The following is a 15,702-nucleotide window of genomic DNA, read 5'->3' as shown; positions in this document are numbered from 1 at the left end:
AAATGTATGCAGTTGAGCCAAGTTATCGCCAACTTGATTTTAAAAGGGTTTAGCCATCACTATTCACTGTTTCAAGGCTTAACATCGCAAGCTCAAGTGCATTTCGCCAATGCCGATTGGCAATCCATGCAACGTATCAGTGCTGAACGTATTAGCTATTACGATAAACGCGTTAATGAGTGTATTGAAAAACTTAAACGTCGCATAGATGCATCGCACTTTGACGCTGAACTATGGCTAGCCATTAAAGCTGACTACACCGACTTATTGAGCTTTCACCCGCAGGCAGAACTTGCTGAAACCTTTTTTAACTCGGTATTTTGCCGCCTTTATCATCGAAAATATTTTAATAACGATTTTATCTTTGTTGAAAGTACCTTAACTGAACCACTTGTACCGGTAGAAGAAGAATACAAAAGCTTTTTCCCAGTGGTTGATGGCCTACTGCCGACCATTAAACAAATATTTGCTCAGTTTGATTTAAAAGCCCCTTTTATCGATCTGGAATCCGACATTAAAAATATTGTTAAAGCCTTTGTTAAACAAGCGCCTAATGTAAATTCACGCAATCATCAGATGCGCTTTGATATTTTAAAAGCGCCTTTTTATCGAAATAAAGCTGCTTATATTGTGGGGCGAATTGTCAGTAAAAACGGAGTACAGCCTTTTATTATTCCAATTTTGCATAATAAAAATAAAGGCCTATTTATTGATGCGGTACTGACAAACTCAGTGCAAATGCGTGTGGTATTTGGTTTTGCCCGTGCCTATTTTATGGTGAATACCCGTTCTCCCTCAGGTGTGGTGAGCTTTTTAAATCAGTTAATGCCCAATAGAACACCGGCTGAGCTTTACAATGCAATTGGCTTTCATAAACAAGGTAAAAGCGAATTTTACCGTGAATTTTTAAATCACTTAGCATCGTGTAAAGAAGACTTTGAAGTAGCAGCAGGCACACCAGGTATGGTGATGGAGGTGTTCACCCACCCTACTTTTCCGTATGTATTTAAAGTTATTCGCGATAAATTTGGCGACGGAAAACCGTTTGGCAGACGCACTGTTTTAGAGCGCTATCAGCTCGTAAAGCAACACGATAAAGTGGGACGTATGGCCGATACCATCGAGTTTTCTGATGTGGCCTTTCCTATTTCGCGTTTTCCTGAAGCTCTATTAAACCGCCTTAAAAAATCAATTGCCGGATCACTCGAATTTGATGGTGACTTACTGATCATTAAACACCTTTATATTGAAAGACGGATACTCGAATTTGATGGTGACTTACTGATCATTAAACACCTTTATATTGAAAGACGGATGACGCCACTTAATTTGTTTTTGCAAGATGCGCCAGAGCAAGATAAACGCCATGTAATGCGTGAATATGGCCAAGCGCTAAAAGAAATGATGTCAGCGAATATCTTCCCAGGTGACATGTTGCTCAAAAATTTTGGTGTTACAAAGCATAAACGGGTTATTTTTTACGATTATGATGAAGTTCAGTATTTAACCGACATGAACTTCAGAGAGTTACCAAAGTCAGATGGCTACTTTGATTACCCGGATGCGTACTCTGTTGCGCCACAAGATGTGTTTATAGAACAATTAACCACGTTTGTAACAACCGATCCGCATATTAAAGAACTTTTATTAGAGCAACACCCAGAGCTGAATAGCGCAGCTTATTGGCGCGAGCAACAACAAAAAATAAAACAAGGCATCAGTACCAATATTTACCCTTACCCCGAAAGTCTTAGGTTTAAGACGCGATAAGCACTTGTTATTTATGCCTTGGTTTATTAAAGTCTTTTATTAAATACGGTTACGGCATAATTAAAATGAATATTAGTAAAGTAGATTTAAACCTTTTAGTGTATTTAGATACCCTACTTAGGGAATGTAATGTTACCCGTGCAGCAAATCAGCTCAACATTACACAGCCAGCAATGAGCAACGGCTTAAAACGATTACGTACACTGTTAAACGACCCTATTTTAGTGCGTACCAGTGATGGCATGGTGCCAACGGAGCGCGCCAAAGAGCTACAACCGGTTGTGCGAGGTGTTTTATTAACACTTGAAGAAACGCTACAACCTAACCGTGATTTTGAACCAGCTACCAGTAATCGCGTTTTCCGTATTATGGCCAGTGACTATGCCGCAAGTACACTAGCCCCAATGCTATTAAGTCGCCTACAAACCTATGCACCCGATACAACACTGGATATCGTAACGCCCAGTGACGTAACCTTTCACGATGTTGAAAACGGCAAAGTAGATATGGCAATTAACCGCTTTGATAATTTGCCGCAATCATTTCACCAAAAACGCATTTGGAAAGACAGCTTTTCATGTGTAGTAAATGCCAATAACCCAGTGCTTGAGAATTATAGCTTGGATGCCTATTTAAAAGCGCGTCATATTTGGGTAAGTAAAACTGGTTTTGGTGTGGGTGTGGGTATGGATCCGGCTGATGTACAAAAGCTAGGCTGGGTAGACGAGGCGCTCGCGCACTTTGGTAAACACCGCAATATTGCATCCTTTACCCGTAATTATCACGTAGCTATTCACTTAGCAAAAGCCGAAAACCTAATTGCTACGTTACCAACTAAAGTAGCTCAAATTTATAAAAATGATAATGAGCTTAAAATTATCGAGCCACCGTTCCCTATTCCACCATTTGAGCTTGATATGATTTGGAGCCCACTACTTCACCGTGATGCCAGCCATATTTGGCTGCGCCAACAAATCGCTGATGTGGCTGAAGCGCTTTCAAGTTAATTTAGCCCAAGCGCTAGATAGTTGAATAGCAAATAAAAGCCGACGAGAATGCCGGCTTTTATCTTTAACCCTAACTAGAATAAACCATTACGTTTTAGGCTATTCTTCTCGCTTGGTAAGCTTTACACCATCAACGGTCATAACCCACTGGTCATTTTCAATATAAGGCGGTTCAGAGACATCAAATGTGCTCGTTAAAAAGCCAATACCAACAACAAAATCATCACCCTGAAACTCTTTTAGCGGGCCATTAACTTCGGTACTGCCACCACCTTTTAAGCGTTTATAAGACACAGTACCATCTGGCAAAATAAGTAAGTACATTTCCTTACTAACCCATTCACCCGCGTAGTTCATTCGCTCTTCAGGTAACGGTTCGCTACATGCAGTTAAAAATAAGAGTGTAAAAATAGTTAAGAGTCGTTTTTTCATATTCCCTCACAAATAAATAACACAACCAAAAGTGAGTTATCTTATTGAATAAATGATGTTTTAAGTTGTTTATTATCAGTCATCGTTAAGCTTATTAATCATTAGCAAACGGTATATAGCATAAAGATACAAGCAAGGATAAAAACCGCCGATAAATAAAATTAAACTGGATGATATTAGAAAGTCTTGAAATGTAATATTAGTTAACTGCTGTTTTAAGCTGATTTGATCAAACAACAACCAAAGCGCAAAAAACAAAACAGCAAAGTGCATTACAGCAAATAAAATTACACGAGATTTTGATTTAGCAATTGAACGAGACCATCCAATTGGCTCCGAAATTAAACTCATAAACAATCCTTTGTTTTAAGTAATGCTGCACAATAATATTGTTGTTTAATAACTTAATCAAACTTCTAGCTAAAAAATATGTGTGTTAATATTTATTAAAAAAATAAAGTGTTACTTTCTTGAATAAAACAATTTTTGCCCTGCTTTGTGCTCTTATCTTTTGGCTACCTCTTCCTTTAGGTAGTTACCGTATTTGGGCAATCATGTTTTTTGGCTTTATGATTGCTGTTACATTTTTTCTTCATCTCGTTAATTGTGCTTATTCCAAACAAGCAATTATCCCCGACAAGTCCAGTTGGCCACTTTTAGGCACACTACTTTCGGTTATTTTTGTATTAGCAATTCAACTATTGCCAACCTCATTTCAGAGTATTGATCCCAACCAAACATCCATCATGCTGTTAAAAACAATAACAATGCTTTTACTGGTCTGTTTGGTATTACTTTATGTCAATTCAAAAGACCGCATTAAAACCTTTCTTTATTGGCTAATTGCTGCAGGCGTATTTCAAGCGTTATATGCAACTTTTTTAAATCTTACCCCCGAATCAACCAGTTTAATTTTTGATTATAAATATACTCAGCGGGCGCGTGGTTCATTTACATATCAAAACTTTTTAGCGAACTATCTTGCCCTTTGTTTAGCCATGGGTATTGGATTATTAATCAGCGAGCTAAAAATTAAAAACTCATCTTCTAATTGGCGCGCAATCATCAGAGATTTAGCCAGCACACTGCTAAGCAGCAAGATGTTTTTACGATTATCTTTAATCATCATGATTATAGGCCTAATTTTAACGAGAAGCCGAATGGGCAATTCTGCTTTTTTTATTGCCTTAGCTGCTGTTAGCTTATTTGCTTTTTTCTTCTATTACCGCCGCCCGCAAAACCTTCGCTTGTTAATCATCAGCTTTTTCATTGTTGACTTAATTATTGTCGGCGCAATGTTTGGCGTTGAAAAAGTAAAAGAACGTCTTGTTGAAACCAGCTTGCAAAGTGAAACTCGCGATGAAGTTGTACGAGATTCAATTCCATTAATTCTCGATAAGCCACTATTAGGTTCTGGTGGCGGTAGCTTTTACACAGCCTTTCCTGCATACCAACCTGAAATATATTCGGGCTACTACGATAATGCCCATAATGACTACATTCAATTTGCTGTTGAATTAGGCATACCAGCAACAATTATGCTGGGTGGATTATTACTCTACGTACTATGGCTAGCTGTTCGTACTATGATGCGAAGGAAAACACCTTTATATCAAGGTGTTGCTTTTGGTGGCGCGATTGCAATAGTTCACATGTTGCTCCACTCTACCGTTGACTATTCACTGCAAGCTGGTGCAAATTCTATGACCTTCGCAGTGATTTTAGCGTTAGTTTTTCAAGTAAATAGCTTAAAACACGTGAAAAAGAAGCGTTATGATTAGTTGTTACTTTCAACTACAAAACTGTTTATCTAATCGTGAGTCTTTATATTTTTTATAAACCTTGTTGAACTTTATTTGTAAGCAAACCAAACCTTCTTTGTTATTTTGTTTGGCGTGGTTAAGCACCTTGCTAAAAAGCGTTACATTTTTTGAAGCTAACGCTAACGTTTGGTAAAACCTATTTTTTATACTTGGCTCTAATGAATTCCAATTTGATAAGAATATATTTAGCGAAATACGAATAACATCTTGATCAAAAGGCCCATATTTAAAGGCATTATCAATGTATTGCAGTGTTTTCTCGTCAACACCATTTGAATAACTATGCGTCGCAGCAAGCTCAACCCACGTAATTGGCCAGTGCGCTCTTAACATAATAGAGGAATGATAAAGCGCCTCTATTTCACTGTTTATCTCGGAGTGTTCAAAGCCTGAAGTAATTCCCCAATCTAAAATGGTTGCTTTTGAATTGTAATAATGGGGATTATTAGCGTCATATTGTATCGCTTTATTTATACTCTCAAGTGCTTGTAAGTATTCTTGCTTGTTCTCAACTTTACCCTCTTTTCGCCATTCTTTAAGCGAATAATCAGCTTGCATAAAAAAAGCATTTCCCATGCCTTTTTCAAAATACGTAAATACTAGTAAGCATGTGAATAAGGTCAAACCAAATATTAGCGAGTATCTAACAATCATATAAATAAGCTTTCAGTCAATTGTTTAGGCGTGATACAAAATAGTTCTTCTGCATATTCTGGTGCAAACTCACTTGCCACTTTGTTATATGCTTCGCGAAGTTTAGGTGGGCGCCTTTTAACATTGTGAGCATCGCTAGCTACAACATCTACCAGTTTATTAACTAATAAATATTCTGATAAATCCTGAGCTCTAGTTCCGAAGTCACCCACAATACTTGCAGAGGTTACTTGTAGCAAGCACCCTAGCCGCTTTAGCTTATTCGCTAGCTCTGGATGTTTTTGAATGTCGCGATTGCGCTCGGGGTGTGCAATCAAAGGAGTTATACTATGCCCGACCATCCATTTAATTAACTTATCAGCGCCTGGCGGAAAATGTGAATGAGGTAATTCTAATAAAACAATTTTATTATTATTGTAAGAACCAATAAACGGGATGCGTCCTTGTTCAAATAAATAAAGTAGTTCGGCATCAATTCTTACTTCTGCAGCTACGGCAAGCTCAATCGGTATGTTCTGCTTTGCTGCCGCTAGCTTTAATTCAAAAAAAGACTCAAAAATGGCTGTCTTAGAATTGTCAAAACGACCTATGTGAAAATGTGGTGTCAGCACCATACGGGTTACACCTTCATCTACTGCCATACGCAAAAGAGACAAAGCTTCCGCTTTGTCTCTTGCACCATCATCAATATTAGGAATTAAATGACTATGAATATCTACCATCTAAGATTTTGTTTCCTCACCATAGCCATAATAGTCATAGTACCCATGATAGCTCCCGTAGCTATCAGCTTTTTTCAAATCTACTTGGTTTAATACTACACCAGCAATATTGGCTTTAGCTTCAATTAATCGGCCTAAACCTGTTTTTACCATACCCATGCGTGTACTGTCAGCTTTCACTACATAAATAACTGAATCAGCATGTTGTGAAATAACTAAAGAGTCACTCACGGCTTGTGTAGGTGCAGTATCAATTACGATTTTATCAAACCTAGTACGAAGCTCTTCAAGCATTTTACCAAATCGTTTACTCGCTAAAAGCTCAAGTGGATTTGGTGGCACTTGTCCACAAGGCATAATCGTTAGACCAGATTTTTCATCGGTATAAAGGCAATCTTCAAACTTCTCTGTGCCAGCAATAAAATTCGCCAACCCAGGATGGTATGCTGGAATATTAAAACGACGGCATAAACTAGGTTTACGCATATCTGCATCAATTAAAAGCACTTTTTCCATTTGAGCAAGCGAAAATGCAAGGTTGCTAGAAGTTGTTGTTTTACCTTCACCTGGAACAGACGAGGTCACCTCAATAATTTTATTTGGCTTGTCCATTTGGCTTAAAATAAAGCCTGTTCTAAATGTTCGTACCGCTTCTGAAAATTGCTTCGCTTCTTCATTAAAGAAAATATGCGAATCCAATTTCTCTTTCTTCTTTAAAACTTGAAGTGGCAATAAACCAAGCATTCGCTGTGTTAGTTTATTTTCAATATCACTTGACGACTTAACCGTATCGTTAAGTGCTTCAAACACAAATGCCAGTACTACACCGAAACCTAAACTTGCTACAAATACAAGCGCAATAATTAAGCCTTTTTTAGGTTTAACTGGTAGTGACGGTGCATAAGCACGGTCTGTAAAGCGTGCCACAGCCGAATTAAAATCGCTGGTGACTTCAGTTTCTTTAGAACGAGATAAAAACGCATCATAAATATTGCGGTTTGTTTCAACTTCACGCTTAAGCTTGTGATATTCAGTTTCTTTACGAGTGATTTTTTGATACTGACTACGAATACGCTCTAAATCTTGCTCAAGGGCAATAACATTCGCATTAGCGGTGCGCATTTCTTTTTCAATACCTGTTACGAGTGCTTTTACCTGCTTAGTTAAATTGGCTTTAACTGTGGCAAGTTCCGCATTCGCTGCAATCATTTTTGGGTGTTTAGGGCCGTATACTTCAGCAAGCTCACTTACCTTTCGCTCTGCCAAAATAACTTCGCGTTTCACATCTTGAATCACTTTGTGCGAGGTGATTTCAGGGATGCTTTCAAGCCTTTCATAATCAGATTTACCATATTCGGCGATAACACGGGTGATACTTTCAAGTTTATTTTGGTCGTTACGTGAAACCACAAGCTGCTGTGATGTTTGCTCAAGCTCTCTTTTAATAAGCCCTACAACACCTTCAACATCAATCAAATTCTCTTGTTCACGGTATGCTTGTAAGTTTGCTTCTGATTTATCTAGCTTAATTCGTAAATCTGAAAGTCTATCAGTTAACCAGCCTGCTGCTTTTTGCGTAATGCCCATTTTAGCATTCATGTGGTTTTCGATATAAACTTCACCCACGGTATTAGCCACAAGTGCTGCTAACTTTGGATCTTCTGATTCAAATGAAATATTAACCATTTGCGTTTTACGAATAGGTGAAATAGAAAGGCGTGTTGAAAACGCTTGCACTAAAGCAAGCATTCGTTTTTCCGCGAGCTCTTCATCTGACAACAGCACTTTTTCTTTTTTAGGTAAAAAAGGAATGGCGGCTTTAATGTCTTTTTTAAGCTCACTTGTGAAAGACGGTGGCTTATTAAACTCAGGATGTTCGGCTAAATTTAGCTTTTCAATAACTTGCTTTGCAATTGTATTCGACTTAAGAATTTCGAACTGCGTTAAGTAATACTCTTTTTTTGATGAGTCGAGGCCATAAACCTCTTCAAAACTGACCGCTTTCGCTTCTTGCGCTTCGATTAGTAATGTTGCTGTAGCCTTATATGTTGGCGTTATCTTTAATACGACGATTACCGCAAAAATAGTCATAAAAAAAGCGAATGTGAGCAAACGCCACTTTGCCTTATTAATAACTGCAAAATACTGTTTTAAATCGATGATTTCTTCTTGCTGGTTTTGAATATTTTGTTCCATTAAACAACCCTAGAAAAACCGCTGTTCTATTTTAATTGTATCCCCTGCAGCTACTTTGGTATCTAAATTTACTTTAGACTGTTCGCTGTTATTTCCTTCTTTATAAAGAAATATTTTTTCTTCAGAAGCACGCTCAGTTAAACCACCTGCTAATGCAATTGCTTGGTTAATTGTCATGCCTGGGTTATAAGGGTACGCACCTGGCTTTTTAACTTCACCATGGATATAAAAAGGGCGGTGTTCAACCACTTGAGCAAACACATTTGGGTTAATTAAGTAATCACCTTTTAGGCCGTTACGTACTAAATCTTCAATTTGTTTAACTGTTAAACCTGAAACATTTAATTCACCTAAAAACGGGTAATTAATTTGACCACTATTACCAAGTAACGACTCTACAGTTAAGTCGTCTTCGCCATATACTTGAATTAAAATTTTATCACCTGGGCCTAAAATATAATCATCCTGCGCGACTAATTTAGCAGGCAGGATGAACATAGATAATAGGAACAGGCTAATTAAAAGCCTTGTCATTATAACCTCTTACATTGATAAGCGAGCATTAACACCAAAGGTGTTCTTATCATAATTTAGATTTTCAGTTGTAGAATCTTTTTGTGAAAGCTCAGCAAATACACCCACATTAAGCCAGCGTAATAATTGATAATCTGCTGATAAAACAAAACCAAGTGTTTCATCATTTCGGGTAACACCAACGTATTCTTCATCCATGTAATTTAAACTAACACGTGATGAGAATAATTCGCTCCAATTGTGGTTCCAACCTAGATCGAACACACGCTGTTCAATGTAGTTACCTTCAGTAAGTGGGTCTACTGCAGCTTGCGATGTTGTAAAATCAAAACTTGAATACGTAAGTGGTGCCCAAGCAACACTTGCTTCCCAGCTTAAACCATCAAAACTGCCACGAGTAGTATCATCAAATTCTTTTTTCTGATAACCCACTTTTGCCGAGCCAGTTGTAAGTGCTGTGGCTTCCCATTCAAAACCCACAAGTGCACGCATGTCTTTTGAGTCACGGGTAGAAACATTTACCTGTTCATTTTTATAGTTGATATCTTCGTGGGTTAACTCAATAAATGCATCACTTCCGGCTTTTGTGTTGTAAATAAATTTACCGCCTACTAAAAGCTGGTCAATATCCCTAAATTGCGTAACATTGGTAAAGTTTAAATATTCTTTATTGTAATATTTAACACGTGCAGCTACACGTCCAAATGCGCTTTTAGCACCATACTCATATTTTGCTTCAAGTGTTTGGTCTGCATAGCGAACCGGTTCATCAATTGAATCACCCTGACCTTCACTTAAACCTGTACCTCTTGGCTCCGTTGTCCAATTAGCACGTGCATTTAGATCAAATCGGCTGCGAGAGCTTTGCTCTAAATGAGAGTTTAATGCAATAAAACCATCAAAGTAATTATCTGTTGAATCTTCAGCATAAAAACCTGAGAACGCACCTACATCAACGGAATAGCGATTTACACCATCTTCTAGTAAAAAATTAATTGAAGGATCAACAGTGAAAATAGCGCTACTGGTTTCATTTGAAGGTTGATTGTAAATATTATCGTCTTGTTTTAAACCCATCTCTAATAATGGCGTTACCACAAAACCAGATTCTGTTTTAAAATTACCAGGCTCACTTTGAGCAAACACAGTACTTGAAGCTACTAATGCAAGCACGCTAGCTGTCATGCTTTTTTTCATTTTGCTATCCCTTTTATTAGTAAGCATTTTTGCCTACAAAACCTTTAAAAAACGTCAAAAATATAATTTTTATATCAAACCATAATGTCCAGTGTTTGATATAAAATAAATCGTACTCAACGCGCTTTTCCATTTTTTCAAGCGTGTCGGTTTCACCGCGCCAACCATTAATTTGGGCCCAACCGGTGATACCTGGTTTAACCTTATGGCGCAGCATATAAAACTCTACTTTTTGGCGATACTCTTCGTTGTGTGATACCGCATGTGGCCGTGGCCCTACAATTGACATTTGGCCAGTTATTACATTAAAAAATTGCGGTAATTCATCTAAACTGGTGCGGCGTAAAAAGGCACCAAACTTGGTAATACGTGCATCCCCTTTTGTTGCTTGAGTAACAACATCGCTGTTTTCCATCACAGTCATTGAACGGAATTTCCAAACCCGTATTTTTTCGCCGCCAAGGCCGTAGCGGTCTTGCTTAAATAATACCGGCCCTTTAGAGGTTAACTTAACGCCTAAAGCAACTAAAAGTAGTAGTGGTGAAATCAACATTAAAATAAGTAAACCTACAATGATGTCTTCTGTTCGTTTAATAAACTCACGTACACCAAGGTAAGGTGACTCAAACACACTTAAGGTATCTAGGTCTCCCACATGTTCTATACGTGCATGGATGAGGTTTGATAATAAAAAATCAGGAATAAAATGCACATCGACCGTACTATTGCCTAGTTTAACTAAAATATCTGCAATGCGTTTTTCAGCTTTAAAGGGTAAGGCAATAAATAGTACGTCTATTTCACCCTCTTTCGCCTTGGTGACAGCGCTGTCTATTTCACCTTCTACATGAAAATGCAAATCTTCAAAAAGGCGCTCTGGCTTTCTGTCTTCATAAAAGCCAACAAAGTCATAACCTAGTTCGTCGTGCTTAATGATTTGTTTAAATAAATTTGCACCCGCTTCGGTAGCGCCAATAATTGCCACCTTTTTAGTACTTAGCCCTAAACGGCGGCGGTTTTTCTTATAAGCGCGTACACAAAAGCGGCTTAAAAACAACCCAACAAAGCTAAATGCAAACCATAAAATTAGAGTTGCGCGAGAAAGTTGCTCTGAAAACTTAAATAAAAAAGCAACTAAAAAAAGTAATGCAAAAGCAATAATTAAGCATGACCACGTGCTAACAGCCATCTCTCTGAATTTACCTGCACGCCACGAACGATATAAATTAAAAAGCTCTGCAGTGTAAAGGAATGCCACCAGCACAATACCAAGTGTAACTAAATAGCCCTGGGATATTTTTACACCATAAACCATACCTGCAACGAATAACGTTGACACCAATACAATTAAATCAGTAGCACGGTAAATGTTTGCACCAGAATTACTCGATGACTTAAATGTGCGGGAAGGATTCACCCTACCTCCATGTAGATTAATTTATACCATTAGAATAAGCGCACTATTATATGCAAATTGATATTAAAAAAAAATGAAAACAACCTAAAAGGTAGTATTTTTTTATAACCAATAATTATGGTAACAGAATATTATATATTCGAAGATAAAAAGCCATTACAGCTTATTACACAAAAATAACGCTACAACGTACACTTAAGATTAAGCCACTCTTATGCTACAGTTAAAAGTGGCTTAATTTTTTTACAGTAAAGAAATTGACTTTAAAACAGTAGAAACAACTTGTTCAGATGTTACTTCTGAGTCGGTTTCAACATAACATCTAAGTTCAGGTGCATTGCCTGATGGGCGCAAATGCACAATATGACTATTTGCGAACGTCATTCTGTAGCCATCTGTTTCATCAATTAAACCTAGCTCACTAGATAATTGCAGTTTTTCTAACCACGTTGCTGGCTCTTTACTAATTGAGCTGATTAACGCTAGGCTCTTTTCCCTTGCAAAGTTTTTAATGCGATCACTTGCGGTGAAACGTTTAGGCAATGCTTTAACTAGTGCTTGAACAGTGTTGGATTTTATTTGGCTAAGAACAGCAATTACAGGCAAAACGGCATCTCTAGTAGGCAATGGTTTAATGATTTTGTCATTAAAACTCACCTCACTTGCAAGTATATAACCCCCATTTGCTTCAAAGCCAGCAACGCTTTTGTATTTTGCACTCATCCAGTCAAATTCAGCGATAACATAAGGCGAGCCAATTTTAGTACGCGCTACATGTTTAAAAAGACCGCTCTTTTCAATTGCAGTATTGCAACTTACAGGTGTAGCAAGTGACTCAATACCAAGTATTTTTGAGCATAACAACCCTAAAACATCACCACGAAGCCATTCACCATTTTCATCTGATAACAGTGGACGGTCACCATCGCCATCGGTTGAAAAAAGCGCATTAAGTTGATGTAACTTTACCCATTCACGTGCTTTTTGTTTATCATCTTCAGATACTGCTTCTGTATCAATTGGTACAAACTCGTCACTACGCCCTAGTGAAATAACGGTAGCACCGAGCGCCTCAAAAATAGACTTATATATATCACGCCCTGCACTTGAATGTTCGTAAATACCAATACGTTTACCTGTTAAAGTATCTGGGCTAAATGCTTCTGTATTTCGCTGAATATAGGTACTTTTAGCATCGGATAATTCGGTAAGCTCTGGTAAAGATTCTATAGGTTCTAAATTTACAGAAGCGGATAAAATTGCGGTTTCATCCGTTTTTGTGATTTCACCTTTGGGACGATAAAATTTAAGGCCATTTCGGTCAAATGGAATATGACTGCCTGTGACCATAATGCATGGCATAGTGTGCTGCATTGCATAAAATGCCAATGCAGGTGTTGGTATAACGCCATAAAACTCTGCTGTAATACACAGCTGTGCTAAACCAGCACAAATGGCTTGTGCCATTTGATAACTGCTGGGGCGATTATCGATTGCAACAGCAATTGTTATAACTGGGGCTTCTTTTTGTAATACAGATGCAAATGATATTGCAAATGCCGCACAGACTTCGGGTGTAAAGTCTGACACGAGACCACGTGCACCACTGGTTCCAAATGCAACGCCAGAGTTTTCAATAATATGTTTTGTAGAAAGAATAACTTTTAACCTTCTAATCGACCATAACGGTCTTCAAAACGAACAATATCGTCTTCGCCTAAATAAGAGCCCGATTGTACTTCGATTAGCTCTAAATCAACCTTGCCTGGATTTTCTAAGGCATGCACTGCGTTAATTGGAATGTAAAAGGACTCATTTTCAGTAACATACTGCTCTGTATCATCTATTTGCACCTTTGCCGTACCCGATACTACAATCCAATGCTCAGCCCTGTGGTGGTGCATTTGTACCGATAACCTTGCACCTGGTTTAACAGTTACCCGTTTAACTTTAAAGCGTGATGCTTGATCAACTACATCATATTTACCCCACGGGCGATATACTTCACGGTGGAAAGTTACTTCACTGCGTTCTTCAGCTTTAAGTTGGTTCACAATTTGTTTAACTTCTTGCGATTTATCTTTGTGTGCAACAAGCACCGCATCTTTTGTATTTATAATGACTAGGTCTTCAACACCAACAGTTGCAATTAATTTTTTATCGCCAAATACTAAGGTGTTTTTTGTATCAACGGCTTTTACATCACCAAACAGTGCATTGCCGTTTTTATCTTTATTTGACACTTCCCAAAGGGCTGAGAAACCACCTACATCATTCCAGCCTGCATCCATTGGAATTACGACAGCATCCTTTGTTTTTTCCATTACAGCGTAATCGATAGAATCTTCAGGGCATGCTTCAAAAGCAGCTTTATCTACACGAATAAAATCCATATCGTTACTTTGAACCGAAATGGCTTTTTTACACGCATCATAAATATCGGGGCGATGTGCTTTTAACTCGTCAAGGTAACGGCTTGCTTTAAACATAAACATACCGCTATTCCAATAATATTCCCCTGACCCCATATATTCTTTAGCAGTCTCAATATTCGGCTTTTCGACGAAGCAGTCTACAACATAGGCAGTGCTATTATCAATTTGAACACCGCGTTTGATGTAGCCATAACCCGTTTCTGGTTTATCGCCTACTATACCAAAAGTAACTAATTTTCCTTGCTCAGCAAGCGATGTAGCATTATTAATACTTTGCTGAAATGCTGCTTGATCTTCAATAACATGATCAGCTGCAAGTACTAGTAGTAATGGGTCTTCACCTTGTTCAACAGCTTTAAATGCAGCAAGCGCAATTGCAGGCGCCGTATTGCGACCAACTGGCTCTAAAAAAATACCGCTGTGTTCAACATTCAATTGGCGAATTTGTTCTGCAGCAATAAAACGATGTTCTTCATTACAAATTAGCATCGCTGGCTTATGTACAAAACCATCTAATCTACTAATTGTTTGCTGTAGCATGGTTAAATCACCATGCAACGCTAAAAACTGTTTTGGGTAGTTACCACGTGATAGCGGCCACAAACGAGTTCCTGTTCCGCCAGCTAATATTACAGGTAAGATCATAATATTTTCTCAATAAACGATAAAAATTTAATGCCCTTTTTTGTTTAATATTCTCTTTTGTTCTGCACAGCTAATTTAGGGCACATTTTTTGAAAGAGCTATGCACATATTCTACTGGCAACAGTTCACCATTAGCTGTATGAAGTCGTTTTAAGTTGTACTATCCCACAGACGCTGCTATGTCATTTCTCATATGTTCACGTGTTGGCTGCAGTATTATCAGAAAGCAATCATGTTTTAGGCTGCAAAAGAACTTTCTACAACCGCATTTTCCCAACATGCTCCAATATCACCCAAACTCGCCCTAATGCCATAGTTGGCTAAAAATTTACGATAGTGCTTACTGGTATATTTTGAACTTCAATCGCTCTGGTTCACCAAGGCTTTTGGTGGTTGCCGTTAGTTATGAGCTATAATTACCGTTTCGCTTACAAAGTCATTAGTTTTTCAATATACTAACAAACAATTCGACGAGAATATAAATCCATAACGGATGTTACAAACTTCCAGCCTTCCCCAGTTATAAGGTATGCCACATCACTAGCACAACCTAATTTGTGGCGACAGAAAAGGTACTGTTTAAACTGATTATCAGCAACACTGTGTTTGCGTTAAATTGCCTCTTGGTATGCAACTCGCAGAGTTAAGATTAAACCAAGTGGTGTCATTATCTTTTGAACACCATAATCACAAATGTTAAAGACCTCCTTGCGTAACTTCTTTCTAATTTTACGATAACCTAAGCTATTCGAACTCTGTTTAAGGAGTAGTTTGGCTCTAAGGAACTTTTGAAACTGCTCAGCGGTGATTACCTTTGCTGGGCAGTTAAGCCAAACGAAATAAGAGCTGAAACTGACTTACATTGTCTTT

13 protein-coding genes are annotated in these 15,702 nt (G+C 38.0%); 3 read left to right on the top strand and 10 right to left on the bottom strand.

Going from position 1 to position 15,702, the window contains the following annotated elements:
* Positions 1-6 precede the first annotated feature (6 nt).
* Entirely contained in the window at positions 7-1,770 is a 1,764-nt protein-coding gene (aceK, locus tag ON073_RS01350) for a bifunctional isocitrate dehydrogenase kinase/phosphatase (protein WP_274760065.1), read from the top strand.
* A 65-nt stretch (positions 1,771-1,835) separates the two neighbouring features.
* Positions 1,836-2,777, top strand: coding sequence for a LysR family transcriptional regulator (locus tag ON073_RS01345; RefSeq protein ID WP_274760064.1), 942 nt, complete (start codon positions 1,836-1,838; stop codon positions 2,775-2,777).
* 99 nt (positions 2,778-2,876) lie between these two features.
* Here the strand turns inward: ON073_RS01345 and ON073_RS01340 are convergent, their stop codons facing one another.
* Together ON073_RS01340 and ON073_RS01335 are read right to left on the bottom strand one after the other, a co-directional pair.
* Positions 2,877-3,209, bottom strand: coding sequence for a hypothetical protein (locus ON073_RS01340; protein ID WP_274760063.1), 333 nt, complete (start codon positions 3,207-3,209; stop codon positions 2,877-2,879).
* Between the two features lie 75 nt (positions 3,210-3,284).
* Positions 3,285-3,560, bottom strand: coding sequence for a hypothetical protein (locus ON073_RS01335; protein WP_274760062.1), 276 nt, complete (start codon positions 3,558-3,560; stop codon positions 3,285-3,287).
* 119 nt (positions 3,561-3,679) lie between these two features.
* Here ON073_RS01335 and ON073_RS01330 point away from each other — a divergent pair, with 119 nt between their 5' ends.
* Complete coding sequence (locus ON073_RS01330) at positions 3,680-4,990, top strand: O-antigen ligase family protein (protein WP_274760061.1); 1,311 nt, start codon at positions 3,680-3,682, stop codon at positions 4,988-4,990.
* A gap of 9 nt (positions 4,991-4,999) precedes the next feature.
* Here the strand turns inward: ON073_RS01330 and ON073_RS01325 are convergent, their stop codons facing one another.
* The 8 genes from ON073_RS01325 to ON073_RS01290 form a co-directional block, all read right to left on the bottom strand.
* Positions 5,000-5,686, bottom strand: a complete 687-nt coding sequence (locus ON073_RS01325) for a VpsP family polysaccharide biosynthesis protein (RefSeq protein ID WP_274760060.1) — start codon at positions 5,684-5,686, stop codon at positions 5,000-5,002.
* On the bottom strand, positions 5,683-6,408 hold the full coding sequence (locus tag ON073_RS01320; RefSeq protein ID WP_274760059.1) for a tyrosine-protein phosphatase: 726 nt from the start codon (positions 6,406-6,408) through the stop codon (positions 5,683-5,685). Before ON073_RS01320 ends, ON073_RS01325 begins: the two co-directional genes overlap by 4 nt.
* The gene (locus ON073_RS01315; protein WP_274760058.1) at positions 6,409-8,604 is read right to left on the bottom strand and encodes a GumC family protein; all 2,196 of its coding nucleotides are present in this window, start codon (positions 8,602-8,604) and stop codon (positions 6,409-6,411) included. It lies immediately after the preceding gene.
* A gap of 9 nt (positions 8,605-8,613) precedes the next feature.
* Positions 8,614-9,138 (bottom strand): polysaccharide biosynthesis/export family protein, encoded by a 525-nt coding sequence (locus ON073_RS01310; RefSeq protein WP_274760057.1) that lies wholly within the window; start codon positions 9,136-9,138, stop codon positions 8,614-8,616.
* 9 nt (positions 9,139-9,147) lie between these two features.
* Positions 9,148-10,335, bottom strand: coding sequence for an outer membrane beta-barrel protein (locus ON073_RS01305; RefSeq protein WP_274760056.1), 1,188 nt, complete (start codon positions 10,333-10,335; stop codon positions 9,148-9,150).
* Positions 10,336-10,351: 16 nt separating this feature from the next.
* Positions 10,352-11,752: an undecaprenyl-phosphate glucose phosphotransferase gene (locus tag ON073_RS01300; RefSeq protein WP_274760055.1), complete on the bottom strand. Its 1,401-nt coding sequence runs from the start codon at positions 11,750-11,752 to the stop codon at positions 10,352-10,354.
* Between the two features lie 243 nt (positions 11,753-11,995).
* On the bottom strand, positions 11,996-13,411 hold the full coding sequence (locus ON073_RS01295; RefSeq protein ID WP_274760176.1) for a phosphomannomutase: 1,416 nt from the start codon (positions 13,409-13,411) through the stop codon (positions 11,996-11,998).
* Positions 13,412-13,416: 5 nt separating this feature from the next.
* Complete coding sequence (locus ON073_RS01290; protein WP_274760054.1) at positions 13,417-14,832, bottom strand: mannose-1-phosphate guanylyltransferase/mannose-6-phosphate isomerase; 1,416 nt, start codon at positions 14,830-14,832, stop codon at positions 13,417-13,419.
* Positions 14,833-15,702 lie beyond the last annotated feature (870 nt).

The sequence above is a fragment of the Pseudoalteromonas sp. G4 genome, assembly GCF_028875915.1.
Classification (GTDB): Bacteria; Pseudomonadota; Gammaproteobacteria; order Enterobacterales; family Alteromonadaceae; genus Pseudoalteromonas.
The sequence above is the reverse complement of the archived record's forward strand: the minus strand, read 5'-3'. Positions and strand labels throughout refer to the sequence as shown.

Excerpts from the sequence above, each read along its gene's own strand:
- aceK (WP_274760065.1), top strand. The coding sequence starts at position 7 with ATGCAGTTGAGCCAAGTTATCGCCAACTTGATTTTAAAAGGGTTTAGC.
- ON073_RS01345 (WP_274760064.1), top strand. The coding sequence starts at position 1,836 with ATGAATATTAGTAAAGTAGATTTAAACCTTTTAGTGTATTTAGATACC.
- ON073_RS01340 (WP_274760063.1), bottom strand. The coding sequence starts at position 3,209 with ATGAAAAAACGACTCTTAACTATTTTTACACTCTTATTTTTAACTGCA.
- ON073_RS01335 (WP_274760062.1), bottom strand. The coding sequence starts at position 3,560 with ATGAGTTTAATTTCGGAGCCAATTGGATGGTCTCGTTCAATTGCTAAA.
- ON073_RS01325 (WP_274760060.1), bottom strand. The coding sequence starts at position 5,686 with ATGATTGTTAGATACTCGCTAATATTTGGTTTGACCTTATTCACATGC.
- ON073_RS01320 (WP_274760059.1), bottom strand. The coding sequence starts at position 6,408 with ATGGTAGATATTCATAGTCATTTAATTCCTAATATTGATGATGGTGCA.
- ON073_RS01315 (WP_274760058.1), bottom strand. The coding sequence starts at position 8,604 with ATGGAACAAAATATTCAAAACCAGCAAGAAGAAATCATCGATTTAAAA.
- ON073_RS01310 (WP_274760057.1), bottom strand. The coding sequence starts at position 9,138 with ATGACAAGGCTTTTAATTAGCCTGTTCCTATTATCTATGTTCATCCTG.
- ON073_RS01305 (WP_274760056.1), bottom strand. The coding sequence starts at position 10,335 with ATGAAAAAAAGCATGACAGCTAGCGTGCTTGCATTAGTAGCTTCAAGT.
- ON073_RS01290 (WP_274760054.1), bottom strand. The coding sequence starts at position 14,832 with ATGATCTTACCTGTAATATTAGCTGGCGGAACAGGAACTCGTTTGTGG.